The sequence below is a fragment of the Streptomyces sp. NPDC001700 genome (genome assembly GCF_053596435.1).
The window spans coordinates 25,464-49,691 of record NZ_JBSFGE010000038.1 but is presented as its reverse complement, the minus strand read 5'-3'; the positions used below and the strand labels follow the sequence as shown (position 1 = coordinate 49,691).

23 protein-coding genes and 1 pseudogene are annotated in these 24,228 nt (G+C 71.8%); 10 read left to right on the top strand and 14 right to left on the bottom strand.

Annotation, left to right across the window (positions count from 1 at the left end):
• Positions 1–43: 43 nt before the first annotated feature.
• Positions 44–2,629 (top strand): telomere-associated protein Tap, encoded by a 2,586-nt coding sequence (gene tap / locus ACWC5C_RS39570; RefSeq protein WP_450883779.1) that lies wholly within the window; start codon positions 44–46, stop codon positions 2,627–2,629.
• 17 nt (positions 2,630–2,646) lie between these two features.
• On the top strand, positions 2,647–3,204 hold the full coding sequence (gene tpg / locus ACWC5C_RS39565; RefSeq protein WP_385438152.1) for a telomere-protecting terminal protein Tpg: 558 nt from the start codon (positions 2,647–2,649) through the stop codon (positions 3,202–3,204).
• A gap of 19 nt (positions 3,205–3,223) precedes the next feature.
• Here the strand turns inward: tpg and ACWC5C_RS39560 are convergent, their stop codons facing one another.
• Positions 3,224–3,748 carry an AAA family ATPase gene (locus ACWC5C_RS39560; RefSeq protein WP_450883777.1) on the bottom strand — a complete coding sequence of 175 codons (525 nt, stop codon included), beginning with the start codon at positions 3,746–3,748 and terminating at the stop codon, positions 3,224–3,226.
• 36 nt (positions 3,749–3,784) lie between these two features.
• On the opposite strand from ACWC5C_RS39560, the gene ACWC5C_RS39555 reads away from it, so the two are divergent.
• Together ACWC5C_RS39555 and ACWC5C_RS39550 are read left to right on the top strand one after the other, a co-directional pair.
• Positions 3,785–4,738, top strand: coding sequence for a phosphotransferase family protein (locus ACWC5C_RS39555; protein ID WP_450883775.1), 954 nt, complete (start codon positions 3,785–3,787; stop codon positions 4,736–4,738).
• A 73-nt stretch (positions 4,739–4,811) separates the two neighbouring features.
• Positions 4,812–5,017: pseudogene (locus ACWC5C_RS39550) on the top strand (SAM-dependent methyltransferase); the annotation flags it as partial.
• 463 nt (positions 5,018–5,480) lie between these two features.
• On the opposite strand, the gene ACWC5C_RS39545 reads toward ACWC5C_RS39550, so the two are convergent.
• On the bottom strand, positions 5,481–6,116 hold the full coding sequence (locus ACWC5C_RS39545; RefSeq protein WP_450883773.1) for a TetR/AcrR family transcriptional regulator: 636 nt from the start codon (positions 6,114–6,116) through the stop codon (positions 5,481–5,483).
• 68 nt (positions 6,117–6,184) lie between these two features.
• Here ACWC5C_RS39545 and ACWC5C_RS39540 point away from each other — a divergent pair, with 68 nt between their 5' ends.
• Positions 6,185–6,952, top strand: coding sequence for an SDR family oxidoreductase (locus tag ACWC5C_RS39540; protein WP_450883771.1), 768 nt, complete (start codon positions 6,185–6,187; stop codon positions 6,950–6,952).
• On the opposite strand, the gene ACWC5C_RS39535 is transcribed toward ACWC5C_RS39540, so the two are convergent.
• From ACWC5C_RS39535 to ACWC5C_RS39525, 3 genes are read right to left on the bottom strand one after another with little or no spacing between them, the layout of a single operon-like run.
• On the bottom strand, positions 6,906–8,015 hold the full coding sequence (locus ACWC5C_RS39535; RefSeq protein ID WP_450883769.1) for a DMT family transporter: 1,110 nt from the start codon (positions 8,013–8,015) through the stop codon (positions 6,906–6,908). The two genes, ACWC5C_RS39540 and ACWC5C_RS39535, sit on opposite strands and share 47 nt — an antisense overlap.
• A complete protein-coding gene (locus ACWC5C_RS39530) occupies positions 8,012–8,638 on the bottom strand; it encodes a TetR/AcrR family transcriptional regulator (RefSeq protein ID WP_450883767.1) in 627 nt (208 codons plus the stop codon). The genes ACWC5C_RS39535 and ACWC5C_RS39530 overlap by 4 nt, the downstream gene beginning before the upstream one ends.
• A gap of 51 nt (positions 8,639–8,689) precedes the next feature.
• Entirely contained in the window at positions 8,690–9,097 is a 408-nt protein-coding gene (locus ACWC5C_RS39525) for a RidA family protein (RefSeq protein WP_450883765.1), read from the bottom strand.
• A 284-nt stretch (positions 9,098–9,381) separates the two neighbouring features.
• Between ACWC5C_RS39525 and ACWC5C_RS39520 the strand changes: the two genes are divergently transcribed.
• Positions 9,382–10,314, top strand: coding sequence for an SDR family NAD(P)-dependent oxidoreductase (locus ACWC5C_RS39520; protein ID WP_450883820.1), 933 nt, complete (start codon positions 9,382–9,384; stop codon positions 10,312–10,314).
• 46 nt (positions 10,315–10,360) lie between these two features.
• Positions 10,361–11,353 (top strand): alpha/beta fold hydrolase, encoded by a 993-nt coding sequence (locus tag ACWC5C_RS39515; RefSeq protein WP_450883763.1) that lies wholly within the window; start codon positions 10,361–10,363, stop codon positions 11,351–11,353.
• On the opposite strand, the gene ACWC5C_RS39510 is transcribed toward ACWC5C_RS39515, so the two are convergent.
• The 4 genes from ACWC5C_RS39510 to ACWC5C_RS39495 form a co-directional block, all read right to left on the bottom strand.
• Entirely contained in the window at positions 11,350–12,153 is an 804-nt protein-coding gene (locus ACWC5C_RS39510; RefSeq protein WP_450883818.1) for an inositol monophosphatase family protein, read from the bottom strand. The two genes, ACWC5C_RS39515 and ACWC5C_RS39510, sit on opposite strands and share 4 nt — an antisense overlap.
• A 55-nt stretch (positions 12,154–12,208) precedes the next feature.
• Entirely contained in the window at positions 12,209–12,985 is a 777-nt protein-coding gene (locus ACWC5C_RS39505) for an SDR family NAD(P)-dependent oxidoreductase (protein WP_450883761.1), read from the bottom strand.
• Positions 12,986–13,109: 124 nt separating this feature from the next.
• Positions 13,110–13,439 (bottom strand): hypothetical protein, encoded by a 330-nt coding sequence (locus ACWC5C_RS39500; protein WP_385438126.1) that lies wholly within the window; start codon positions 13,437–13,439, stop codon positions 13,110–13,112.
• A 71-nt stretch (positions 13,440–13,510) separates the two neighbouring features.
• Positions 13,511–14,539, bottom strand: a complete 1,029-nt coding sequence (locus ACWC5C_RS39495) for an enoyl-CoA hydratase/isomerase family protein (RefSeq protein ID WP_450883759.1) — start codon at positions 14,537–14,539, stop codon at positions 13,511–13,513.
• 146 nt (positions 14,540–14,685) lie between these two features.
• Here ACWC5C_RS39495 and ACWC5C_RS39490 point away from each other — a divergent pair, with 146 nt between their 5' ends.
• The gene (locus ACWC5C_RS39490) at positions 14,686–15,555 is read left to right on the top strand and encodes a sugar phosphate isomerase/epimerase family protein (RefSeq protein WP_450883757.1); all 870 of its coding nucleotides are present in this window, start codon (positions 14,686–14,688) and stop codon (positions 15,553–15,555) included.
• Between the two features lie 10 nt (positions 15,556–15,565).
• On the opposite strand, the gene ACWC5C_RS39485 is transcribed toward ACWC5C_RS39490, so the two are convergent.
• From ACWC5C_RS39485 to ACWC5C_RS39475, 3 genes are read right to left on the bottom strand one after another with little or no spacing between them, the layout of a single operon-like run.
• Complete coding sequence (locus tag ACWC5C_RS39485) at positions 15,566–16,561, bottom strand: Gfo/Idh/MocA family protein (protein ID WP_450883755.1); 996 nt, start codon at positions 16,559–16,561, stop codon at positions 15,566–15,568.
• 43 nt (positions 16,562–16,604) lie between these two features.
• Entirely contained in the window at positions 16,605–17,366 is a 762-nt protein-coding gene (locus tag ACWC5C_RS39480; protein WP_450883753.1) for an SDR family oxidoreductase, read from the bottom strand.
• Positions 17,367–17,383: 17 nt separating this feature from the next.
• On the bottom strand, positions 17,384–18,562 hold the full coding sequence (locus tag ACWC5C_RS39475; RefSeq protein ID WP_450883751.1) for a phytanoyl-CoA dioxygenase family protein: 1,179 nt from the start codon (positions 18,560–18,562) through the stop codon (positions 17,384–17,386).
• 109 nt (positions 18,563–18,671) lie between these two features.
• On the opposite strand from ACWC5C_RS39475, the gene ACWC5C_RS39470 reads away from it, so the two are divergent.
• A complete protein-coding gene (locus tag ACWC5C_RS39470; RefSeq protein WP_450883749.1) occupies positions 18,672–19,688 on the top strand; it encodes a LacI family DNA-binding transcriptional regulator in 1,017 nt (338 codons plus the stop codon).
• Positions 19,689–19,755: 67 nt separating this feature from the next.
• Here the strand turns inward: ACWC5C_RS39470 and katG are convergent, their stop codons facing one another.
• Entirely contained in the window at positions 19,756–21,972 is a 2,217-nt protein-coding gene (gene katG / locus ACWC5C_RS39465) for a catalase/peroxidase HPI (protein WP_450883747.1), read from the bottom strand.
• A 247-nt stretch (positions 21,973–22,219) separates the two neighbouring features.
• On the opposite strand from katG, the gene ACWC5C_RS39460 reads away from it, so the two are divergent.
• Positions 22,220–22,630, top strand: coding sequence for a Fur family transcriptional regulator (locus ACWC5C_RS39460; RefSeq protein ID WP_385438112.1), 411 nt, complete (start codon positions 22,220–22,222; stop codon positions 22,628–22,630).
• Between the two features lie 10 nt (positions 22,631–22,640).
• Here ACWC5C_RS39460 and ACWC5C_RS39455 read toward each other — a convergent pair whose 3' ends face one another.
• Positions 22,641–24,224 (bottom strand): ABC transporter substrate-binding protein, encoded by a 1,584-nt coding sequence (locus ACWC5C_RS39455; protein ID WP_450883745.1) that lies wholly within the window; start codon positions 24,222–24,224, stop codon positions 22,641–22,643.
• Positions 24,225–24,228 lie beyond the last annotated feature (4 nt).

Sequence of the window (24,228 nt, the reverse complement as noted above, 5' to 3'; positions counted from 1 at the left end):
CCGGAAGTCCGCCCCTGTGTATAACGGGGGCGGGAGGCGTTCCATGTCCGAGTTGTTCGACGCGATCGACGCACTGATCGCGGGCCAGTCCCCGCTGCCGTCACCGGCCGAGCGGGAGCGGCTGCGCAAGGCACACGGCCTGAGTCAGGAGCAGGTCGCCAAGGCGCTGAAGGTGCGCCGTGCGACGGTGGTCAACTGGGAGAGCGGAAAGACCGACCCCCGACCACCACAGCGCGAGGCGTACGCCCACTTCCTGAACGAACTGGCGAAGCTCTACCCACCCCCAGAGACGTCCCCAGCCCCGGAGGCGGCTCCAACCCCCGAGACCACCCCGGCAGTCGCCCCGGCCCCGCTCCCCATTCCTGAGGCCGCCCGGGCCTCAGCCGCCGCCCCGGAGGCGGCCACGGCCCCTGCAGCTGGTCCCGCAGCGGCCCCGGCCTCCCCCCCGGCTCCTGCAGCAGCTCCAACCCCCGGGACTGCCCCGGCAGTCGCCCCGGCCCCGCTCCCCGCTTCTGAGGCCACCCCGGCCTCTGCGGCGGTCCCAACCCCCGAGACCGCTCCGGGAGTCGCCCCGGCCGCGCACCCCGCTCCCAAGGCCCCCCGGGCCTCAGCCTCCGCCGCTGCTCCCGAGGCCGCCCCGGCCCCGGCCTCTGCGGCGGCCCCGGCTCCCGCCTCTGAGGCTGCCCCGGCCCCGCCCTCGGCCTATGCAGCGGCCTCCGCCCCCGAGGCCGCCCCGGCCATGCGCCCTGCTGCCGAGGCGGCGCATCCCGCATCGCCCGCGCCCCCGGCCCCCGGCCCCGTATCTCCCCGCGCCGCACCGGAGGTTCCGCCGCCCGCGAGGGAGTCCGGGCCGCCCGCCGGGGGCACCGCGGCGTCCAGCCGCCCGGCCCCGCGGCGGGAACATCGGCAGGCCACGGCACGGCCCGCGGCGCGGAAGAGCCCCGCCACACCGGCGCCCGCCGCCGAACCCCGGTTCGCCCACGGGCCCCTGGCCGTCGTGGACGGCGACGGGGCCGCGTACTGCACCGGCGGCTTGGTGCTGGAGTGCCCGCTGAAGGACATCCCGACCCTGGTCACCTGGGCCCTGGCCGAGGCCCAGTTGGGCGCTCCCCGGCTGCACCGCAACGGCAAGGAGGCCGACCCCCTGCTCGTCCTCACCACCTCCGCCGCCGAACGCCTCGGACTGCCCGCCGAACTGACCGACCGCCGAAACCTGCGCCTGCCCGAGGACCACAAGGTCGTCAAGCAGATCGCCAAGGCCCAATGGCAGCTCACCCGCCGCGGCTTCGGCCCCTGGGCCTCGGTCTACCGCCCGGTGCAGGGCGACCGCCGCCACTGCGTGCGGTTCGCGGTCCTGCCGTGGGGCGCGCTCGACTCGCGCGCCTGGGGGAGCGCCGACCGGTTCGCCCCGGCCGAACTGGCGCGCGTACTCGGCGACTACGCCACCCGCGTCATCACCCCGCGCGGCACCACCGCCGTCACCGGGCTGGAGTTGATGACCGCCCTGCGCCCGCCCACCCGGGCCGTGAAGGACGAGGCGACCGGCGCGTGGGTGTCAGGCCCGCAGCCCGGTTCGCTCACCGCGCCGGTCGACCCGGCGCCACCGGAGGCGCCGGACGAGCATCCCGTCGTCGCCCAGCTGTACCCGCGCGGCCACCAGCGCACCCCGGCCGACATCCTGGACGAGGAGGCGTACGACTGGATCCGCGACCCCGAGCTGCTCACCGACGCCGAGTGCGCGCACACCCACGCCGTGGGCATCGACGTCAACATGGCCTTCGCCGCCGCCGCGAACCGCCTCACCGTCGGGCTCGGGGCGCCCGAGCACCTCAAGGCGCCCGCCTTCGACAAGGCGCTGCCCGGCAGCTGGCTGGTCGACCTGTCCCACATCGACCTCGACCCGCGCCTCCCGAACCCCTTCACCCCGCACGGCAACCGCCCCGAGGGCCCGGCCTGGTACGCCACGCCGACCGTGGCGTACGCCGTGGAACTCGGCCACGACGTACGGCCCGCCGAAGCGTGGATCCGCCCCGAGACCGGCCCCTACCTGGACGCCTGGTACACCCGGCTGCGCGACGCCTACATGGCCACCATGGAACTGCTCGGCGTGGTGTCCGGCATGAGCCCGCCGGACTACCTCGCCGCCATGGAGCGGCACAAGCGGGCCGACCCCGGGCAGGCCGCCGTCCTGTCCGCCATCAAGGCCACCGTCAAGGGCGGCATCGGCAAGCTCCGCGAACGGCCCCAGGGCGCCCGCTACCGCCCCGGCGAACGCTGGCCCGCCCTGGAACGCCCCACCTGGCGCCCCGACATCCGCGCCGCCGTCATCTCCACCGCCCGGGTGAACATGCACCGCAAGATGCGCAAGCTCGCGGACGCCGGGCTGTTCCCGGTCGCCGTCCTCTCGGACTGCGTCGTCTACCTCTCCGACGGCCCGAGCCCGCTCGACTTCCTGCCGCACACGCCCGACGGCAAGCCGCTGCCCGGCGGATTCCGGCTCGGCGTCTCACCGGGCATGGTCAAGCACGAGGGCACCCAGGAGTTCCTGTGGGCGGCCCAGCTCCTCGACGAGGGCCACAACCCGGCCCGCCACATCAAGGGCACCGACGCCGCGCTCGACGGCGAATAGGGGAGGGGACGAGCACGATGGGCATCATGGGCGACAGCCTCGACAAGGCCTCGGAGGCCACCTTCACGCGCCCCATCCCGAAGACCGCCCCCGCGCAGATGCGCTTCCTGGTGAAGCAGGAGAAGGGCTCCACCAAGGCGGTCGCGCGCCGCCTCGGCGTATCGCAGCGCACGGTCGAGCGCTATCTCACCGGCCAGTTCAAACGCCCCCGCAAGGACCTCGCCGCGCGCCTCGCCGACGAGGTGCGCAAGGACTGGCAGCCCCGGGTGCGCGCCCGGGCCAGGAAGCAGGCCGCCACCGCCACCGGCATCGTCATCGAGACCCGGGCCCGCTTCGGCTTCACCGCCGCCCCCGGCTCCACCGACGACGGCCGCATCCGCCTGATCACCCAGCACCTGCCCCCCGCCTACGCGGCCCGCCTCTTCGAAGCCCAGTCCACCGGCGCCACCGAACAGCAACTCCGGGACATCGCCGCCGAGGGCTTCCAGGAGATCTACTTCAAGGACAGCGGCCGCCGCGCGGACGGCCTCCTGGTGGAGTTCACCGACATCGACTACGTCGAAATGGACTTCTGACGCCGACAGGCCGTCTTTCTCAGCTCTTGACGGCCTCCGCGATCCGCAGGGCGGCCTGTGCGGGGGTGAGGTGCGTGGTGTCGACGACCTCGGCCTCGGCGTGCAGCCATGTGCGGGCCGCCTCGGCGTAGGGCTCAAGGTATCGGAGACGGAACGGGGAGGCGGGGCCGAGAACGGTGTCGCCCGCGATGCGCGCGCGGAGGGTGTCCTGGTCGGCATGGAGGACGAAGTGCCGGACCGGAACGGCATGCCGGGCAAGGCCCGAGCTGATCTCCCGCCAGTACTCCTCGACCAGGACGGTCATGGGCATCACCAGGGTGCCACCGGCGTAGTCGAGGACGCGGCGGGCGGTCTCGACCACGAGCGGCCGCCACGGCGGCCAGTGCTGGAAGTTGTCCGTCGCGGGCAGCCCTGGGGTGATGTCCATGAGTGTCTCGCCGACCTTCTCGGCGTCGAACACCCGTGAATCCGGGATCAGCTGCTGCACGAGCGCACTGGTCGTCGTCTTGCCCGCGCCATGGGTACCGTTGAGCCATACGATCACGAGACCCAACATTAGAGTCGTGGGGCAGGTTCGGGTATGTCGGAGCGTGAAGTGGCGGCTGTTCGACCGTTGACACTGGCTTGGGTGAGCCGCCACCTGGAGGCCGGTGAACGGGTCGTCAGGGCCGAGGCGCTGCACGGCGGCATCACCGCCGACATGCGGAGGCTGACCATCGCCGCGCGGGATGGAGCCACCCGTGACCTGGTGCTGCGGTCCTTCGTCGACGTGGAGCACGCCGAGGACTGGCTGAACAGGGAGGCTGACGCCCTGACCCTGCTCACGGGGACCGGCGTTCCCGCTCCTGGACTGGTCGCGGTTGATCTGACCGCCGCGCATTGCGAGTATCCGTCGCTCCTCATGACACATCTGGTGGGCCGGACGGTCCTGGACGATGAGGGATTGAGGACGCGCGTCCCTCTGCTGGCCCGTCAACTCGTGGCGATCCACGCGGTGCGACCCGCCGTGCGGCCCCGGGAGTACGTGGCGTTGACGACCGCCGACACCGTCGTGACTCCGAAGGGCGCCGACGCGGCGGTGTGGGCCGCGGCGATCGACGTGATCCGCAGGCCCGCGCCGCCCTATGAGGGGCGATTCCTGCACCGGGATTTCCACCCCGGCAACGTGCTGTTCGACGTGCCGCCCTCAAGGCCGACAGGTGCCCGGATCAGCGGCGTCGTCGACTGGGCGGCCACCTCCTGGGGCCCGGCGGATCTCGACGTGGCGCACTGCTCCACCAATCTCGCGGTGCTGCACGGCCCGGCGTGGGGGCTGCGGTTCGCTGAGGCGTACGAGGAGGCTGGCGGGGTGCTGGCCGCGACCGCGAGCGAGCGGCGGTACTGGCTGGTGCGGGACGCTCTGGCGTTCTCGGAGGAAGTGGGGTCGGTGTCGCAGCCATGGCGGGAGGCAGGCAGGACGGAGCTGACGACACGAGCCGTGGAGGAGCGGCTGGATGCCTACGTCACCGCCCTGATGGACACGGAGACGATCTGATCGTTCGGCGGGTGTGACGACTCGGCCGTGGAGCGCGGGCGATGAGTTCACCGTCGGCTTCCGGCCTGCGGCGATCCTCGGATGCGGCGACGGCGGCGACGCGCTGTGGCTCGCCGCCCTCGCCGCTCACACGGCCTGGGCGACCGCGTCACCACCGTGCGGACCGACTTGCGCGAGTCCTACCCGCCCGGTGAGTTCGACCTGGTCTGCGCCCACTACCCGCACACGCCCTTCGACCTGGACCGGGCAACCGTCCTGCGCTCGGCCGCCCACGCACTGCCGAGGTCACCGACCATGTCCTCCTCATACGCCGCACCGCCTGACACGCCGACGGCGAGTTCGGGCACGGTCATCCACCGGTACGGCGAGTACGAGACGAGCTGGCTGTTGGGCTGGTTCCGGCCTGCATCAGTTGAACGTACGCACCATCAGCCGGACAACTGCCCTGACGCCTCCCCAGACCCACTCGAACAGTCCTCCCGCCACGGCCACGTCGGCGGCGTCCCCGGCTGCGGACATCCGGTCCGACTCCGAGCGGCACTGAGAGCAGGTACGGGGCCAACGGCGCCTTCGCGCACCGCACTTCTTACACGTCGTCATGCCCCCATTCTTCCCTGCCGCCGCACCCGTGCGGATCGCCTCGCACGCCGTGGCCACCGGGCAGGCGGTCGACGGCGGGGAGACCCATGGCAGCCGCCGGGCGCTGCTCGGTCGCTTCGGCCGAGTGCTCGAAGGGTCTTTCTCACGCGTCCGGGCCGGCATCGAGGATGTCATCGCCGAAGGCGGCAGCGAGCGCCTTCGCGATCAGGTCGGGCAGCTCGGTCCGTCCGTCGTCCTCGGCCCAGCGCACCAATGCCGTGTGCATGGCGGCCAGGCAGGCACTGGCCGCCGCGTGGGCGTGGAACGCCGTGTCGGGATCGGTCGCAGCGCCCCCGAGGGCGTCGACGATCGCCTGCTGAAGGGCGTACTGGTTGTCCAGGTGCTTCGCCCGCAAAGCCGGCGTCGAGATCATGAGCCGCAGGCGGGCGAGCAGGAACTGCCCGTTCGCCGTCAGGTCGTCTCCGTGGCCACCGCTGGTCAACGCCGCGGCCGAGTCGATGAGCGCGCTGCCGATACGGCGGACCAGGGGCTGCGCGGCCGACGCCGCGATGATCCGCTCGGCGACGAGCCGACCGTTCTGGTCGAGGAGCACGAGGTCTTCCTTGGTGAGGAAGTGCCGGTACACGGTCATGGGTGACACGCCTGCGGCCTCGGCCACGTCGGTCACCGTCGTGGCGTCGTATCCATGCTCGGTGAACAGCCGTACCGCGTGCGCCTGAATCGTGCGCTGCGTCTCGGCTCGCCGTTGTTCTCGCAAGGTTGAGTGCTGGTCGGGCATGTGGTAGACCCTACCTGAGTGGTAGTGACTACCAGATTGGTAGTGCCTAACATCACGGGGTGGTGGACATGAGTGATCTGACCGGCAGGACGGCTCTCGTGAGTGGGGCGTCGCGCGGTATCGGGCGGGCGATAGCGGCCCGGCTGGCGGCGAAGGGGGCGGTGGTCATCGTGCACTTCGGCACGGACGAGGACGGTGCGGCGGCGACGGTCGATGAGATCGGACGTGCCGGTGGAACCGCGCTCGCCGTCGGGGCGGAGCTGGGCGTGGATGACGACGTCGAGACGCTCTTCGCGGGAGTCGAGTCTGGCCTGGCCGGGCGACCGCTCGATGTCCTCGTCAACAACGCGGCGGCAGCGCCCGCCGGTCCGATCGGAGCCACGACGCGCAAGGAGTTCGACCACCTCTTCGCGGTGAACGTGCGGGCGCCGTACTTCATCATCCAGCGAGCGCTGCCATTGCTCCGCGACGGTGGCCGCATCATCACGATCTCGTCCGTGGCAACCCGGATGGCCAACCCCGCCCAGACGTCCTTCGCCATGACGAAGGGCGCGGTCGAGACGATGAGCATGACCTTGGCCAACGAACTCGGGGTCCGAGGGATCACGGTGAATGCGGTTGCTCCGGGCGCGACTCGGACGGCGACCAACGGATCGTTCTTCGAAGCGCCGGGCCTGGCCGAATTCATCGCCGGCACGACGGCGCTCGATCGGCTGGGCAGGCCCGACGACGTCGCCGAGGTGGTCGCGTTCCTCGCCTCGGACGAGGCGCGCTGGATCACCGGGCAGGTCATCGACGCAAGCGGTGGACTGTTCCTCGGACCACGCGCCGGATAGCCAACGGGTTCACAGTTGATGCTGGCGTCGGATATCCGAGTTGCCCGTCGGCGGGCGGAGGCTGACCGTACGACTGCAGGTGCGCCGGTGCGCCCTCTCCCTGGGGCCCGGGGGCCGGGGCCCGGCGCGGCGCCGGGGCGGTCGTCCGGGGTGGGGTGGTGAGTACGGCGAGGCAGCCGACGACCAGGGCGATGCCGACCCACCCCAGCGGGGGCAGGCGTTCGCCGACGACCAGGACGGCCAGCACCGCCGCGACGGCGGGTTCCAGCAGGGAGAGCGTCGTCGCGGTGCTCGCCGGTACGTGGGCCAGGCCCCAGCCGAACAGGACGTAGCCGATGAACATCGGCACCAGGGCCATATAGGCGCCCACGGCCGCGTTGGACCAGGAGCTGAGCAGCGGGGCGCCGGTGGCCAGCAGTACGGGCACCAGCAGCAGACCGCCCAGCCCGAAGACGGCGCCCATGGCCGCGCCCGAGGTGACGCCACCGCTGATCAGGCGGTGGGCCGCCCAGGAGTACAGGGCGTAGGTGACACCGGCCACCAGGCCCAGCGCCACGCCGAGCACGGTCGATCCCACCGAACGGGCCCCGGTGTCGTTGCTGCTGTGCGCGGCCTCGGCCGCGCACAGCAGCAACGTCCCGGACAGCCCCAGTGCGGCGCCCGCCGTCCAGCGGCGCGTCAGGCGGCGTCCGTCCGCGGCGCGTTCGATGACGGCCGAGGCGAGCGGGGCCGAGCCGATCGACACCACGGTTCCGGCGGCGACCCCAGCCAGGTGCATGGAGCTGTAGAACGCCAGCGGGTAGGCCCCCACCGCCAGCGCGCCGAGCAGCACCACACCGCGCCGCGTACGGAGCGCGGGCGCTTCCCGGGCGATGCGGGGGGCGGCCATGAGGGCCTGGAGCAGTCCGCCCAGGCCCATGGCCACGGCCCCGATCGCGAGCGGTCCCACGCCGGGCGCGAAGGTCGCGGCGGTGCCCGTGGTGCCCCACAGCACCGACGCCACGAGCACGCACAGCGAGCCCACGCCCACCGAACCGGCCGCCTGCCCGGCGGGCCGCGTCACAGCCGCTCCACCAGGTCGGCGGCCATGGTCCGGGCGTGCTCCAGACGCGTACCCGCGCCCTCCAGACCGGCGCGCGCCATCGCGCCCTCCAGCAGGAACGCCAGCTGCTCCGCCATCGCGCGGGCCTCCCCGGGTCGCCCGGGCAGCAGTTCCGCCAGGTGCGCGGCGAGCAGGGATTCCACTTCCTCCTTGTGGCGGCGTACGACGGCCCGCCCCTCGTCCCCGGCGGGCAGCTCGGCGGCCGCGTTGAGCAGCCCGCAGCCCCGGAAGCCGTTCTCGTAGGCGAAGGCCGCGTGATCGGTGTACGCGTCGAAGACGGCCAGCACACCGCCACGGGCGTCGCCGTCCCGGACGCCCGCCAGCCGCCGCCGGTACAGGTCCATCCACTCCTCGTGGCGCGCGTCGAGGTAGGCGACCACCAGATCGGCCTTGGAGGAGAAGTTGTTGTACAGGCTCATCTTCGCCACGCCCGCCTCGGCGGTGATCGTGTCGATTCCGGTGGCGGATACGCCGTCCGCGTAGAAGCGGCGTGACGCGGCGGCGAGCAGCCGCTCACGCGCCGGCCCGCGCCGTCTGCCGGGCTGCCTGCCGGGCTGCCGCGCCGCGGCGTCGGTCGTGCTCATCGCGCATCCCCTCTCCGTTACTAGGTAGGTCAGTCTACCTAGTAACGAAGCTCAGTCGAGGACGGCGGTGGCTTCGATCTCGACAAGATGGTCCGGTACGTCCAGTGCCGCGACGCCCAGCAGCGAGGCGGGCGGAGTCGCGGTGACTCCCAGCTTCGCGGTCGCCCGGGCGATGCCCTCCAGAAGCACGGGCATCTTGTCGGGCGTCCAGTCCACGACGTAGACGGTCAGTTTCGCCACGTCGGCGAAGGAGCCGCCCGCACCGGCCAGGGCGGTGGCGACGTTGACGTAACACTGCTCGACCTGCGCGGCGAGATCGCCCTCGCCGACCGTGACGCCCTCGGCGTCCCAGGCGACCTGCCCGGCGATGAAGACCAGCTTCGATCCGGACGCGATCGACACCTGCCGGTAGACGTCGACGCTGGGCAATCCGTCGGGGTTCACCAGAGTGATGGCCATGCCGTGTGCCTCCCTGTGAGCTTCACGCTCTCTCGTGGTTACTCGGGAACCGTAGGAGAGCGCCCGCTGACATGGAAGAACGCACTTTTCCGTGCCTGAGGAACCTGTTGGTGACCCAGCAGCTCACGAGCGTGGCTGCCGCTGTCGGTGATCCACGGTCGATCTGTCGCCGATCTGTCGGCGGCCGCTGCGATCTTCGATGGCAGGCGCTCACCCCGGGCGTCCCCGCTTGATACGGGCCCACCCAGCCGTCTGCCGCAAGGGAGCTTGTCGCCATGCCCTCCATGCCCTCCGCCCCACCCTCCTGGGATGTCCACCGGCTGCCACGCGCCGATGACCGCGTGGTCCTGGTCACCGGCGGCAACGCGGGCATCGGGTACTTCATCGCGGAACAGCTGTCCACGACCGGCGCCACCGTCGTGCTGGGCAGCCGCAGTCAGTTGAAGGCCGAGGCCGCGATGGCGGCCATCCGCGAGCGTGTCCCCGGTGCGCGGGTGCGGGCTCTGCGGCTGGACCTCGCCGACCTCTCCTCCCTCGAAACCGCCGTGGACTCACTGGACTTGACCCACCTCGACGCGGTGGTGCACAACGCCGGGGTCGCCCTCGACGACCCGCCGCGCCGCGAGACCGTGGACGGTCACGAGCTGATGTTCGGCACCAACCACCTCGGACACTTCGCGCTCACCACCTGGCTGATGCCCCTGCTGTCGGCCGCACCCGCGGGCCGCGTCGTGACCATGGGCAGCTTCGCGGCGAAGACCGAACGGCTGGACCTGGACGACCCGCAGTCCCGGCAGGACTACCGCCCGAAGCGCACGTACGGACGGTCCAAGCTGGCGCAGATGTCCTTCGGCCTCGAACTCGACCGGCGTCTGCGCGCCACCGGCAGCACGGTGGCGAGCGTGGTGGTCCACCCCGGCGGCGCCCTGGACTCCCTCACGCCCTCGCGGCCACCGGTGCACATACGGACCCTCGGCACCCGGCTGCGCGCGGCGCCCGCCGGGGTCCTGCTCCAGGGCAAGGACGCCGGGGCGTGGTCCGCGGTGCGAGCGGTGCTCGACCCCGATGTGCGCGGCGGGCAGCTGTGGGGGCCGAGCGCCTTCGGCCTGCGCGGCAGGCCACGGCCCGAACCGGTGTGGGCTCACCTCGCCGACACCGCCGCCGCGGCGCGGCTGTGGGGCATGAGCCGTGCCATGACCGGTAGTGCGTGCATATAGCATCGTTACTGAGCAGTAGAGCGCCGCAACCGGAAGAGGAAACACAGTGCACAGCCCGGTCAAGCATGACGTTGTCGAGGTGAACGGTGTGCGGCTGCACATCGCGGAGCAGGGGCAGGGGCCGCTGGTCCTGCTGCTGCACGGCTTTCCGGAGAGCTGGTACTCCTGGCGCCACCAGTTCGCCCCGCTGGCCGAGGCCGGATACCGCGTCGTCGCCCCCGACCAGCGCGGCTACGCCCGCAGCGAGCAGCCCGAGGACGTCGCCTCGTACAGCCTGCTCCACCTGGCCGGTGATGTGATCGGGCTGATCCGCGCGCTCGGCGAGAAGCAGGCGGTGGTCGTCGGACACGACTGGGGCGCCCCGGTCGCCTGGGTCACGGCGATGCTGCGCCCCGATGTCGTACGGGCCGTGGCCGGGCTGAGCGTTCCCCCGGCGCTGCCCGCCGGAATGGCCCCGCCCTCGGCCACCCGGACGTACTACGGCGAGGGCTTCTACCAGAACTACTTCCAGCAACTGGGCGTCGCAGACGCCGAGTTGGGGCAGGACATCGCGTCGTCCCTCCGCCGGATCCTGTTCAGCGGCTCCGGCGACAACCCGAAGAACGAGCGGCCCCGGCCCTGGGTCATCCCCGAGGGCCACGCCCTGCTGGACACCGTGCCCGAACCGGAGCAGCTGCCCGGCTGGCTCACCGAGGCGGACATCGAGGTGTTCGCCCGCGACTACGCCGAACACGGCCCCCGGGCCTTCACCGGCCCCCTCAACTGGTACCGCAACATCGAACGCAACCAGGAGCTGCTGGCCCCCTTCCAGGGCCGGGGCATCGAGGTGCCCGCGCTCTACATGGTGGGCGACCGCGACCTGGTCACCTCGTTCCGCGGCATGGACACCCTGCGCACCGCACTGCGCCGGATCGTCCCCCAGCTGCACGACGACGTGACCCTGCACGGCTGCGGCCACTGGACCCAGCAGGAACGCCCGGACGAGGTCAACGCCGCCCTGCGGGACTTCCTCGCCCACCTGGATGGCGGCACCCCCTAGCCGACACCGTACTCCGCCCGGGCGGCGTGCCAGATGCCGTACGTCTCGTCCGCCGCCCCGGGCGCCGCGACCAGCAGCCCGCCCGACGGAAGGCCCGTGGTCGGCCCGGTGTCGTCGAACGCGAGCGCGCCCGCCTCCCGGCAGATCAGCAGGGCGGGCAGCCCGTCCACCGCCTGGAACCTGCCGATGGCCCCCGCGCTCGCCCGGCCCGCCGCCACCTGGGCCAGCGACAGCGCCGTCGAGCCCATGATCCGCACGGTGCACAGCCGGGCGGACAGCTCCGCGAGCACCCGGTCCATGCCGCGCCACGGGGCGTGGGCCGCCCACTCCGTCATCACCACCTGCCCCCGTACCCCTTCGGCCTCGGTGACCCGGATCGGCTCCCCGTCCAGGCGAGCGCCCTCGCCCCGTACCGCCGTGAAGACCTCGCCCCGCCACGGGTCGGCCACCAGGCCGAGCAGCGGCCCGGACGCGTCGGACAGGCCGAGGGAGAACGAACTCCAGCCCACCCCGTGCGCGTAGTTCGTCGTGCCGTCGACCGGGTCCACCACCCAGCTCGGCGCCCCCGCCGAGCCCTCGCGCACCCCGTACTCCTCGCCCTCCACCCGGTGGCCGGGGAACTCGCGCAGCAGCACGGAGCGGACCTGGCGCTCGATCAGCTCATCGGTGTCGGTGACCAGGTCGGCCGCGTTCGCCTTGTGCCGTACGCCGCCGGTACGAGGGCGGCGCATGGCCTCCGCCGCCCACTCCGCCAGCTCACCGGCCACCGCCACGGCCCGGCGCAGCCCCGCCTCGTCCATCACGGACACCCGTCCTCCTTCTGACTCCTTCTGACGTTCTGACTCCTTCTGACGTTCAGAGCCGCAGATGCGACGCCCCGTTGAGATCCAGCACCGTCCCCGACGCCCACGTGGCCTCCGCCGACGCCAGATACAGCACCGCGGCCGCCACCTCCTCCGGTGTGCCGACCCTGCCGAACGGACTCTGCGCCCGCAGCGCGTCCCCCGACTCCCCGGTCAGCCGCCCCGCCACCCGCTCGGTGGCGGTGAACCCGGGCGCCACCGAGGTGACCGCGATCCCATGCGGCGCGAGCGCCACCGCCAGCGACTGGCCGAGCGCGTGCAGCGCCGCCTTGCTCGCCCCGTAGGCCGGATGGTCCGGCTCACCACGGAACGCCCCGCGCGAGCCGATGTGCACGATCCGGCCGGGCACACCACGGTCGATGAGGTGCCGCGCCACGCAGTAACTCACATGTGCCGCCCCGAGCAGATTCACGTCGACCATCTGCCGCCAGACCCGCTGCCAGTCTTCGTACGACACGTCCGCCACCCGGTGCGCGTTGCTCTCCGAGGTGGCCACGGCGGCGTTGTTGACCAGCACATCGACCCCGCCCAGCGCCTCCTCGGCGGTGTCGGCGATCCGCCGCGCCGCGACCGGGTCGCCGAGGTCGCCACCGATGACGACATGGCCCTCGCCCGGCAGCGCCGCCCGGGTCTCCTCGGCGTCCGCCACCCGCGCCCCGTAGTGCACGGCCACCCGGTCGCCACGCTCGGCGAACGCCCGCGCGACCGCCCGGCCGATGCCCCGGGACGCCCCGGTGACCAGCACACCCCTGCTCGGCGGACCCGGCACAGCACACCACTCCCTCTGCGGTGGTACGGACGAAGCACCGCCACAGTAGGCCAGCCGCCGTACGCCCGCGAGCCCCGGACACACGTGGTGGTGTCCGGGGCCCGCGAGGTGGCTCAGCCGATGGTCAGCACAGGGCCAGACCGTCGAACTGCGGAGCCAGGCCGCGCTTGCTCTTGAACCCCTGTCCGGGCTTGAGGGTGTTGCAGCCGGAGTCGGGGGCAAAGGACCAGACGACCTTGACCCGCTTGGTCGTCGAGCACCCGTTCTTCACGTAGGCCGTCTTCGAGATGGTGCCCTCGTCGACATTGACCTTCACACACGTGGGGGCCGCGGCGAACGTGGCGACGCCTCCCCGCGATTCCGCTGCCTGAGCCGTCCCGGCCGAGGCGGCGAAGGCGAGGGCGAGGACCCCCGCGGCTGCCGCCGACCGGCTCAAGAGTGAATGCCTGCGCACGTAGATTCTCCCGTTGGTGGAACTGCCCGCTGCCGTAGCGCGCAGCGGTGCGATGACCCTACCCCCGGCCATCACCGACCGGGTGCGGATTCGCCCTCGCCGCCGAGCAGTTGGGCGACGCGCTCGTGGGGAATCTCCTCGGCGGAGGCGAACGACCAGCGCGCGTCCCCGGTCTTGTCCACCAGTTTCGCGCGGACACCTTCGGCGAAGTCCGGCTCACGGACGAGCCGGGTCGCCACGTCCAGGTCCCGGCGGAGGCACTGGGCGAGGCTGTCGTGTCCGCCCAGGCGCAGCATCTCGTCGGTCAGCCGGAGGCTCAGCGGGGAGGCGGCCGCGAGGGCGCCGAGCGCCGTCTCCGCCCAGGCCGAACCGTCCGCCCGGAGGCGGTCGGCCACCTCCGGCAGCGGGCCGGGCGCGAACGCCGCCGCGATGCGCTCGCCCGTGTCGTCCAGCTCGGACGGCGGCGTGGCGCGGGCGTACTTGGCGAGCGCCTCCGCGGGCTCGGCCGTGTCCAGGGCGGCGGTGAACTCGGGCAGCTCGGCGGAGGACACGAAGTGGGTCGCCAGCCCCGCCCTGACCGCGTCGGCCCCGCTCAGGCGGGCGCCGGTGAGCCCGAGGTAGCGGCCGAGCGCGCCACCGAGCCGGGGCAGGAAGTGGCAGGCGCCGACATCGGGATAGAAGCCGATGAGGGTTTCCGGCATCGCGAACACCGACCGCTCGGTGGCCACGCGCACCGCACCGTGCACGGAGATGCCGAGGCCGCCGCCCATGGCGACCCCGTCCATCAGCGCCAGATACGGCTTGGGATACTCGGCGATCTCCCGGTTCAGGGCGTACTCCTCGCGGAAGAAACGCGTCGTGGCGGCGAAATCGCCACGCAGCGCCGCCTCCCGGATCGCCCGGATGTCCCCTCCCGCGCAGAACGCCCGTGGCGTGCCACTGCGGACGACGACCGCGCGGACACCGGGGTCGCCGCGCCACTGGTCCAGTGCGCCGCGCATGGCCAGCACGGTGTCGGTGTCGAGCGCGTTGAGCGCCGACGCGCGGCCCAGCACCAGATGCGCCACCCCCTCGCGCACCGAGGTTTCGACGGTTGTCATGAGCGCCTTTCCGTATGAGGGCTTTCCGTATGAGGGACTAATGATGGTTTCCGCCCCTTCAGTAATCCGCCCGCGTGCGCCTAGCGTGTGCGTCCAGGTCAACGGCCAGGCCCATGGACAGGCCCAGGGAAGGGAAGGACCCCGTCATGCAACACGCTCCCACCACCGAGGACCTGCTCGCCACCTGCTGGACCACCGCCGGTGACACCGCGCCCGGGCGGGGCGACGGGCGCAGCGCGCTGACGCTGCGGGACCGTGCGGAGGCGGCGGGCGCCGCCGGGTTCCGGGGGTTCGGGCTGGTGTACGCGGACCTGGTGGAGGCCGAGCGCGCGTACGGGCTCACGGGCATGCGGTCGCTCTTCGAGGACAACGGACTCGTCCACCTGGAGCTGGAGTTCCTGACGGACTGGTGGACCGACGGCGACCGCCGTACCGCCTCCGACGCGGTACGCCGGGACCTCCTGCGGGCCGCCGAGGCACTGGGCGCCCGCCACCTCAAGGTGGGGCCCGACCACGAGGACCGGCCGTGGGACGCCGACGCCTGGGCCGGGGAGTTCGCCGCGCTGGCCGCGCAGGCGGACGGCGTGGGGGCCCGGCTCGGCATCGAATTCCTGCCCTGGTCCAACCTCAAGACCGTGCACGACGGACTCCGGCTGGTCGAGGCCGCGGGCCATCCGGCGGGCGGCCTCATCATCGACGTCTGGCACACCGAGCGCGCCCACACCCCACCGGCCGAGCTGGCGGACGTACCGGGGGCGCGCATCGTGGGCGTCGAGCTGAGCGACGCGGACAGCCGCGTCGAGGGCACGCTCTTCGAGGACACCGTACGGCGCCGCCGCCTGTGCGGTGAGGGCTCCTTCGACCTGCCGGGAATCATCACCGCGCTCCGCGCGACCGGCTGGTCCGGCCCGTGGGGAGTGGAGATCCTCTCCGATACGCATCGGACACGTCCGGTGCGGGAAGCCGCCGACGCGGCGTACCGCACCGCCGCCGGGGTGCTCGACCCGGCGGGGTGAGCAGGACCCCTCACACCTCTTCGAGCCGTACCGGCCGGTGCTCCCGCAGCGACAGCGCACAGGCCTCGGCGATCCGGCTCGCCTCGATGGCGTCCGCCACCGTGCACGGCGAGGCCCGGGTGCCCGCCACGACCTCGGTGAAGGCGGCGAGTTCGGCACGGTAGGCGTCGGCGAAGCGGTCCATGAAGAAGTCGTGCGGCGGCCCGGCCGGGAACGTGGCGCCCGGCTCGGCCGAACGCAGTGGCAGCCGGTCCTCCAGGCCGACCGCGATGCTGTCCGTCATGCCGTGCAACTCCAGGCGCACATCGTAACCACGGCCGTTGTGGCGGGAGTTGGAGACCACGGCGATCGTGCCGTCGTCAAGGGTGAGCAGCGCGGACGCCGTGTCGACGTCGCCCGCCTCCCGGATGTACGCCGCGCCCCGGTTGCCGCCGGTCGCGTACACCTCGGTGACCTCACGCCCCGTCACCCAGCGCACGATGTCGAAGTCGTGCACACCGCAGTCGCGGAACAGCCCGCCGGACACCGCGACATAGGCGGCCGGGGGAGGGGCCGGGTCCAGCGTGGTGGACCGTACGGTGTGCAGCGGCCCCAGCTCCCCGCTCACGACAGCGTGGCGCGCGGCTACGCAGCCCGCGTCGAAGCGCCGGTTGAATCCGATGTGCACCGGAACACCGCTGCCCTCGACCGCGCGCCGCACACCCACGGCCTCCTCGATCCCGCGCGCCACGGGCTTCTCGCAGAACGCGGGCACACCCGCCTCGACCGCGGCGAGGATCAGCTCGGGGTGGACGTCGGTCGCGGCCGCGATCACGACGCCGTCGACCCCGGCGGCGAACACGGCCTCGGGGGAGTCCACCGCCGTGGCCCCCCACCGTTCGGTGGCCACGGCGGTGGCGGCGGCCACCGGATCGGTGACCACCAGGGACTCCACCGTGTCCAGTCCGGACAGGGTCTGTGCGTGGAACGCGCCGATCCGGCCCAGCCCCATGATGCCTATACGCATGACAGTCGCTCCTTGCCGAAGAGGGGGCAGGCCACGGGACGGTTCACTCGAACCCGCCGATGACGTTCTGATCCCAGTCGATGACCGACCCGGTGACCACTCCGCTGCGCTCGGAGAGCAGGAAGACCACGAAGTCCGCGATCTCGTCGGCCTGCCCCAGCTTCCCCATCGGCTGCGACGCGGCGGCCTTCTCCCGCCAGTCGTCGCCCGCACCGTGGAAGGCGCGCTGCGTCGCGTCCTCGCCCTCGGTGTCCGTCCAGCCGATGTTGAGGCCGTTGATACGGATCCGGTCCCAGCGGTGGGCGTAGGCCGCGTTGCGGGTCAGGCCCGCCAGCCCCGCCTTCGCGGCGGAGTACGGCGCGAGATGCGGCGGGCCGCCGTGGGCGCAGTTGGAGAGGATGTTGACGATGGTCCCCGCCGCCGCGCGGGCCGTCATGTCGGCCACCGCCGCCTGCATCGCGAAGAACGGCGCGCGCAGGTTGATCGCCATATGCGCGTCGAACAGCTCCGGCGTGGTGTCGAGCAGCGAGCCGCGCGAGGTCAGCCCGGCCGCGTTGACCAGGCAGTCGACGCGGCCATGCGTGTCCACGGCCCGTACGACGCTCTCGCGCGCCTGCTCCGGATCCGCGAGGTCCGCGCGGACGAAGCGGGCGCCCGTCTCCGTGGCGAGCGGCTCGGCGACCTCGGCCCGGCGCCCGGTGAAGACGACGGCCGCGCCCTCGCGCACGGCCGCCCGTACGATGCCCGCGCCCACGCCCTGGCTGCCGCCGTTGACCAGGACGACCTTGTCGTTGAGCAGTCCCATGGGGTGCTGTGCCTCCTTCAGCTCTGACGGCGCTCGGCGCCCGCGTCCAATTCCTGTCGCAGTCGCTCCGGTGTCCAGCCCTCGGCCACGGCCTGCCGCAGGGTGTCCGCCTGGGAGGGCGGGGCGAGCCCGCCGACCGGCGGATCGAGGTCCAGGTTGGTGGGGAAGGCGTAGCCCTCGGCCGTGGCGGCGACCACCCGGTGCAGCCACTCCTCGGAGACGCCCTCGGCCGTACGGCGCAGCAGCACCGGGAAGAGCGCGTTCGCCATCGCCCGGCGGTCCACGCTCTCCATCGCGCGGCCGAAGGCGGAGGAGATCTGGAGCAGATTGGCCATGCGCCTGATGTCGGCCGAGCGGTTGTGCCCGGCGGCGTGGAAGAGCGCGGGGTTGAAGAACACCGCGTCGCCCTTCTCCAGCGGGAGCTGGACGTGGTGGCCCTCGAAGTAGTCGATGAACTCCGGCAGCCGCCAGGCCAGATAGCCGGGCTCGTACTTCTGCGAATGCGGCAGGAACAGCGTCGGCCCCGACTCCACCGGCATGTCGCAGTGCGCCACCGCGCCCTGCAGGGTCAGGACGGGCGACAGCCGGTGGACGTGCGCCGGGTACGCGGCCGCCCGCGCCTGAGGGAGGAATCCCAGGTGGTAGTCGCGGTGCACACTCTGCGCGGCGCCACCGGGGTTGACCACGTTGACCTGCGAGGTGACCTGGTACGCCGGGCCCAGCCACGCCTCGGAGACCAGCGCCAGCATGTCGTTGGCGTAGTAGTCCGCGAACGCCTCCGGCGCGTGCGTGGCCATCTTCTCCAGGGCGTTCCACACCCGGTCGTTGGCGCCCGGCTTGGCGAAGTGGTCACCGCGTGCGCCGCCTCCCGCGCGCTCCTTCTCGATCAGCGCGTGGAACGCGGCGGACGCGCCGTCCACGACGGCCGGGTCCGGATACGCGCGCCGCAGCACCACCACGCCGGGCCCGTCCAGCAGGGCCCGCACCAGCTCCTCCTGGATCGCCCGGAGCCCGTCCCGGGTGGCCGCGAGGTCGCGGATCCGGTCGCTGTCGTACAGCGGGACGCCGCGCTCGATCCGGTCGGCCGAGGGGTGATCACGCGGGTCGGTGCCCTGCTCGACCAGCGTGCGGAACGCGTCGAGAGCGCAGTCGTCCTCGGTCAGCCACGTCCGTGTCATCGCGTCGGTGGGGGACATCCGGGTCCTTTCGCCGTGCCTGCCTTTCTGCCAGTCTTATGAACCTCCATCCATCAATCAATCCGCAGCGACCCATCAAAAACCCATCATCGGCATCGAGGACATCCCCATGCGGCACCCCTACACGATCAAGGAGATCGCCCGGCAGGCCGGGTTGAGCGAGGCCACCGTCGACCGGGTCCTCAACAACCGGGGCGGCGTACGGGAGAGCACCGTCATGGAGGTGCGCCAGGCGGTCAAGGACCTGGACCGCCAGCGGACCCAGGTCCGCATCGGCGGACGTACCTTCATGATCGACATCGTGATGCAGGCGCCGGACCGGTTCTCCACCGCCGTACGCGACGCGCTCGAAGCCGAACTGCCGTCCCTCCACCCCGCCGTGGTGCGCTCACGCTTCCACTTCCGGGAGACCGGCCCCTCCTCGGAGCTGATCGCCGCCCTGGACAAGATCGCCAAGCGGGGTTCACGGGGCGTGCTCCTCAAGGCGCCGGACCTGCCGGAGATCGGCGCCGCCGTCGGGCGGCTGACCGAAGCGGGCATCCCCGTCGTCACCCTGGTGACCGACCTGCCCGGCAGCGCGCGCAGGGCGTACGTCGGCATCGACAACCGTGCCGCCGGGGCCACCGCCGCCTACCTCACCGGGCAGTGGCTCGGCGACCGCCCCGGCCATGTGCTCGTCACCATCAGCCGGGGCTCCTTCCGTGGCGAGGAGGAGCGCGAGATGGGCTTCCGCGGCGCCATGCGGAACGCCCACCCCGGCCGGTCCCTGGTGGAGGTCACCGACAGCGACGGACTCGACGCCACTCAGCGGGACCTCGTCCTGGCGGCGCTGGAGCGCGACGGCGACATCCTCGGCGTCTACTCCATCGGCGGCGGCAACGCCGCGACCCTCGACGCCTTCGACACCCTCGGACGGGAGTGCGCGGTGTTCATCGCCCACGACCTGGACCACGACAACACCCGGCTGCTGCGCGAACGCCGCCTCTCCGCGGTCCTCCACCACGACCTGCGCCAGGACATGCGCCGCGCCTGCCAGACCATCATGCGCGCCCACCAGGCGCTGCCCGACGAAGGGCCCGCGCTGCCCTCGGCGATCCAGGTGGTCACCCCGTACAACATGCCGTGAAAAGCGTCCAGGCCGACCCGTGCGGGTCGGCCTGGACGTTATTGAGCAGGACTGATCAGGAGATCGATCAGACGAGGTCGTACCGGTCGAGGTCCATCACCTTGGACCACGCCGCCACGAAGTCCTTCACGAACTTCTCCTTGGCGTCATCGCTCGCGTAGACCTCCGCGACCGCGCGCAGCTCGGAGTTCGAGCCGAAGACGAGGTCGGCGCGGGTGCCCGTCCACTTGACCTTGCCCGCGGCGTCGCGGCCCTCGAACGTGTCCTGGGCCTCGGACGTAGACTTCCACTCCAGGCCCAGTTCGAGCAGGTTGACGAAGAAGTCGTTGGTCAGCGTGCCCGGCTTCTCGGTGAGGACGCCGTGCGAGGACTGGGCGTGGTTGGCGCCCAGGACGCGGAGGCCACCGACGAGGACCGTCATCTCCGGGGTGCTCAGGGTCAGCAGGTTCGCCCGGTCGACGAGCAGGTACTCGGCCGGAAGCCGGTTGCCCTTGCCGACGTAGTTGCGGAACCCGTCGGCCTTCGGCTCCAGCGCCGCGAACGACTCGGCGTCGGTGTGCTCCTCGGTCGCGTCGACCCGGCCCGGGGTGAAGGGCACCTCGATGGAGTGGCCCGCGTCCTTGGCCGCCTTCTCCACGGCGGCGGAGCCGCCGAGCACGATCAGGTCGGCCAGCGACACCTTCTTGGCACCGGAGTTGAACTCCCGCTGGATGCCTTCGAGGGTGCGCAGGACCGTCGCGAGCTGGTCGGGGTTGTTGACCTCCCACCCGCGCTGCGGCTCCAGGCGGATGCGCGCGCCGTTGGCGCCGCCGCGCTTGTCGCCGCCGCGGAAGGTCGAGGCCGACGCCCACGCGGTGCTGACCAGCTGAGAGACGGTCAGGCCCGAGTCGAGGAGCTTGGCCTTGAGGGCCGCGATGTCCTCGGCGCCGATGGTCTCGCCCTCCGCCTCCGGCAGCGGGTCCTGCCACAGCAGGGTCTCCTCCGGGACCTCCGGGCCGAGGTAGAGCGACTTCGGGCCCAGGTCACGGTGGGTCAGCTTGTACCAGGCGCGCGCGAAGGCGTCCGCGAACTCCTGCGGGTTCTCGTAGAAGCGGCGGGAGATCGGCTCGTAGATCGGGTCGAACCGCAGCGACAGGTCCGTGGTGAGCATCTGCGGGCGGTGCTTCTTCGACGAGTCGTACGCGTCCGGGACGATCTCCGGGGCGTCCTTGGCCACCCACTGGTTGGCCCCGGCCGGGCTCTGGGTCAGCTCGTACTCGTACTCGAAGAGGTTCTTGAAGAACCCGTTGCTCCACTCGGTCGGGGTCGTGGTCCAGATGACCTCGAGACCGGAGGTGATCGCGTCCGGGCCCTTGCCGGTGCGGAAGGAGTTCTTCCAGCCGAGGCCCTGCTCCTCGATCGTCGCGGCCTCGGGGTCGGCGCCGACGCTCTCCGCCGGGCCCGCGCCGTGGGTCTTGCCGAAGGTGTGACCGCCCGCGATCAGGGCGACCGTCTCCTCGTCGTTCATCGCCATCCGGCGGAACGTCTCACGGATGTCGCGGGCCGCGGCCAGCGGGTCCGGGTTGCCGTTGGGGCCCTCCGGGTTGACGTAGATCAGGCCCATCTGGACCGCGCCGAGCGGGTTCTCCAGCTCACGGTCACCGGTGTAGCGCTCGTCGCCGAGCCAGGTGGTCTCGGGGCCCCAGTAGACGTCCTCGTCGGCCTCCCAGACGTCCGGACGGCCACCGGCGAAGCCGAAGGTCTCGAAGCCCATCGACTCCAGGGCGACATTGCCGGTGAGGATCAGGAGGTCGGCCCACGAGATGCTCTGGCCGTACTTCTTCTTGACCGGCCACAGCAGACGGCGGGCCTTGTCGAGGTTCCCGTTGTCCGGCCAGCTGTTCAGGGGGGCGAAGCGCTGCTGGCCCGCACCGGCACCGCCGCGGCCGTCGCTGATCCGGTAGGTGCCCGCGCTGTGCCAGGCCATACGGATCATGAACGGGCCGTAGTGGCCGAAGTCGGCCGGCCACCAGTCCTGCGAAGTGGTCAGCACCTCGGCGATGTCCTGCTTGACCGCGGCGAGGTCGAGGCCCTGGAACGCCTCGGCGTAGTCGAAGCCCTCGTCGAGGGGGTCGGCCACGGCAGGGTTCTTGGCAAGGATCTTCAGATTGAGCCGCTCCGGCCACCACTGGCGGTTTCCGCCGCCCTGGGTCGGATGCGGGGCCCGCCCGTGCGCGACCGGGCAGCCACCGCCCTCACCCTCCGTCTTTGAGTCGGTGACGATTGCTTCATGGTTCTCAGACATGGGAATCCTTCCGGACCAGGCGGATCAGGTGCCCAGGAACTGCGGGCGGTGGAACAGTCGGGGCCGGGCCCCACGCCTCCGTCTCCTGCCGAATTGGAGTCTTCCTGTCCCTTGGCTATCGCCGGAACCGATCCTACGATGGACAGGGTCTAAGTCAATAAGCACGCCAAACCCAGATCCCATCAGAGTCCCGGGCACCCATGGGTAAGATCGGGACATCCCACCGAACGTGAATAGGTGAGCCTGTATGAGTGACCTGCTGCGGCGACTGCGAGGACGTGGCTGGCGGATGACTTCCCAGCGACGTGTCGTCGCGGAGGTCCTCGACGGGGACCATGTGCACCTCACCGCCGACGAGGTGCACGCCCGCGCGGCGGAGCGGCTGCCCGAGATCTCCCGGGCGACCGTTTACAACACCCTGGGCGAACTGGTCTCCCTCCGCGAGGTCATGGAGGTCTCCACCGACGGGCGGGCCAAGCGCTACGACCCCAACGCCCACCAGCCGCACCAGCACCTGGTGTGCTCCAGCTGCGGCACCATCCGCGACGTCCACCCCACCGGCGACCCGCTGACCGCCCTCCCGGCGGAGGAGCGGTTCGGCTTCACGGTGTCCGGGGCCGAGGTCACCTACCGCGGCCTGTGCCCCTCCTGCGTCTAGCCCGCCCGGATCAGGAGGGGCAGGCGTTCCCGGGGCCGGTGCGGTAGGTGCGGTAGAGGGTGGTCTGTCCGCCGGTGCGGGCGGCGGGTGGGTGCTCGACCACGGGGACGGGTTTGCAGACGGCCCACTGGTCGTTCTTGCCCGGGCCCTCGAAGCCGTAGGTTCCGCCCGCGCCGATCAGGCAGGAGTCGCAGGAGTCGCCGGAGACGCTCGGGATGATGAGGGTGTTGTAGACGTCGTCCTTCGTGGGGATGCTCGGCGACTTCGGGGCCTGCTGGCCGCTCTCGTTGATTTCCGTGTAGGTGCGGTCCACGGCGCCCGCGAGGAGGGCGAAGGCGTCGTGGTACATGACCGCGTAGCCGTCGTCGAGCGGCTTGTCGCCGAGATCGTGCTGCTTCCGCAGCTCGTCGAAGCGGTCCAGGAAGCGGCCGAGCGCCTTCTCGGGCTTGTTCTTGCCGTTCCACCACGCGGGGTCGACGCAGGAGGCGTCCACTATGGTCGCCCGGGCGTCCTCCAGCCGCCGGGTGGGCGCCTCGGCGGTGAGGGTGGGCTCCAGGCCGATGCCCACCTTGAGGATGCGCAGCTTCGTGGTGCGGCCGCAGTCGCCCTCCTGGGCCAGACGCTCGATGAACGCGGGCAGATCCTGGTCGCGGCCCGCGAAGAAGACCGTGTCGGACTTCTCGTTGCAGATCTTCTGCACGGCGTCGGTGAACCGCTGGGGGATGCCCTTGTCGGTTCCGGAGGTGCCGGTGAAGTTCGAGTTGTGGCGGGCCAGGCCGTACGCGTCGCCGAAGTGTCTCTCGAAGACGCCGCGCAGGTCTTGGGAGTAGACGTCCTCGGCGCGGTTGTCCCAGACCAGGAAACCCCGGTGCTGGCCCGGCTTCTCGGCCAGGTAGAGCTTCAGGGCGCGGGCGAACTGGTCGTTGTTGGCCGAGGTCTTGAAGAAGTACGGGGAGTTCATGGTGGCCGCGGTGATGACGGGACCGACCGTGGGGATGCTGTGCTTGCTGAGCGCGGCGATCGCCCTGCGCGTATCCGGTGTGCTGCTGGGGATGCCGGTCACGCCGACCAGCGGCGCGCGGGTGTCCTTGGCCAGTTCGGCGAGGCGCGCGACGACGGGCTCCCACTGGTCGAGGTTGCGGCCGTCGGGGGCGAGCAGCAGCTGGTAGTGCGGGCCGCCGAAACGGTTGGCCTGCCGCTGCGCGGCGAGGGCACCGGCGAGCCCTCGGCGGATCATGTCCGTGGTCATGGCGCTGTGTTCGTCCGCAGTGAAGGGCATCATCAGCGCGATGCGCACATACGGGATCTGCGGCCCGCTCGCCGGGGACTCGGCGTTCCGCTCCACCCGCGCGTTCTCCTTCGCGACCGCCCGGATGAGGCTTTCGACGCCGGGGTCGGCCTCGAAGGCGTTCGCGGTGACGCCCACGCAGTCCCCGTCGATGTCCCGCAGATCGTCACCGCACTTGCCGGGGCCCCGCGCCATGCTGACGACGACGGTGACCGCGACGGCGGCCAGCGCCCCGAGTCCGGCGACGGCCAGCCATTCGACCGGGCCCCACTCGCGGGGATGACGACGGAACAGACGCAGCAGCATGCTT

What these genes read in the sequence shown, in the direction of transcription:
- ACWC5C_RS39490 (WP_450883757.1), top strand. Translation starts at nt 14,686, where the DNA reads ATGCAACACGCTCCCACCACCGAGGACCTGCTCGCCACCTGCTGGACC.
- ACWC5C_RS39530 (WP_450883767.1), bottom strand. Translation starts at nt 8,638, where the DNA reads ATGAGCACGACCGACGCCGCGGCGCGGCAGCCCGGCAGGCAGCCCGGC.
- ACWC5C_RS39540 (WP_450883771.1), top strand. Translation starts at nt 6,185, where the DNA reads ATGAGTGATCTGACCGGCAGGACGGCTCTCGTGAGTGGGGCGTCGCGC.
- tap (WP_450883779.1), top strand. Translation starts at nt 44, where the DNA reads ATGTCCGAGTTGTTCGACGCGATCGACGCACTGATCGCGGGCCAGTCC.
- ACWC5C_RS39525 (WP_450883765.1), bottom strand. Translation starts at nt 9,097, where the DNA reads ATGGCCATCACTCTGGTGAACCCCGACGGATTGCCCAGCGTCGACGTC.
- ACWC5C_RS39545 (WP_450883773.1), bottom strand. Translation starts at nt 6,116, where the DNA reads ATGCCCGACCAGCACTCAACCTTGCGAGAACAACGGCGAGCCGAGACG.
- ACWC5C_RS39555 (WP_450883775.1), top strand. Translation starts at nt 3,785, where the DNA reads ATGTCGGAGCGTGAAGTGGCGGCTGTTCGACCGTTGACACTGGCTTGG.
- ACWC5C_RS39475 (WP_450883751.1), bottom strand. Translation starts at nt 18,562, where the DNA reads ATGTCCCCCACCGACGCGATGACACGGACGTGGCTGACCGAGGACGAC.
- ACWC5C_RS39520 (WP_450883820.1), top strand. Translation starts at nt 9,382, where the DNA reads ATGCCCTCCGCCCCACCCTCCTGGGATGTCCACCGGCTGCCACGCGCC.
- ACWC5C_RS39510 (WP_450883818.1), bottom strand. Translation starts at nt 12,153, where the DNA reads ATGGACGAGGCGGGGCTGCGCCGGGCCGTGGCGGTGGCCGGTGAGCTG.
- ACWC5C_RS39470 (WP_450883749.1), top strand. Translation starts at nt 18,672, where the DNA reads ATGCGGCACCCCTACACGATCAAGGAGATCGCCCGGCAGGCCGGGTTG.
- ACWC5C_RS39480 (WP_450883753.1), bottom strand. Translation starts at nt 17,366, where the DNA reads ATGGGACTGCTCAACGACAAGGTCGTCCTGGTCAACGGCGGCAGCCAG.
- ACWC5C_RS39455 (WP_450883745.1), bottom strand. Translation starts at nt 24,224, where the DNA reads ATGCTGCTGCGTCTGTTCCGTCGTCATCCCCGCGAGTGGGGCCCGGTC.
- ACWC5C_RS39460 (WP_385438112.1), top strand. Translation starts at nt 22,220, where the DNA reads ATGAGTGACCTGCTGCGGCGACTGCGAGGACGTGGCTGGCGGATGACT.
- ACWC5C_RS39485 (WP_450883755.1), bottom strand. Translation starts at nt 16,561, where the DNA reads ATGCGTATAGGCATCATGGGGCTGGGCCGGATCGGCGCGTTCCACGCA.
- tpg (WP_385438152.1), top strand. Translation starts at nt 2,647, where the DNA reads ATGGGCATCATGGGCGACAGCCTCGACAAGGCCTCGGAGGCCACCTTC.
- katG (WP_450883747.1), bottom strand. Translation starts at nt 21,972, where the DNA reads ATGTCTGAGAACCATGAAGCAATCGTCACCGACTCAAAGACGGAGGGT.
- ACWC5C_RS39495 (WP_450883759.1), bottom strand. Translation starts at nt 14,539, where the DNA reads ATGACAACCGTCGAAACCTCGGTGCGCGAGGGGGTGGCGCATCTGGTG.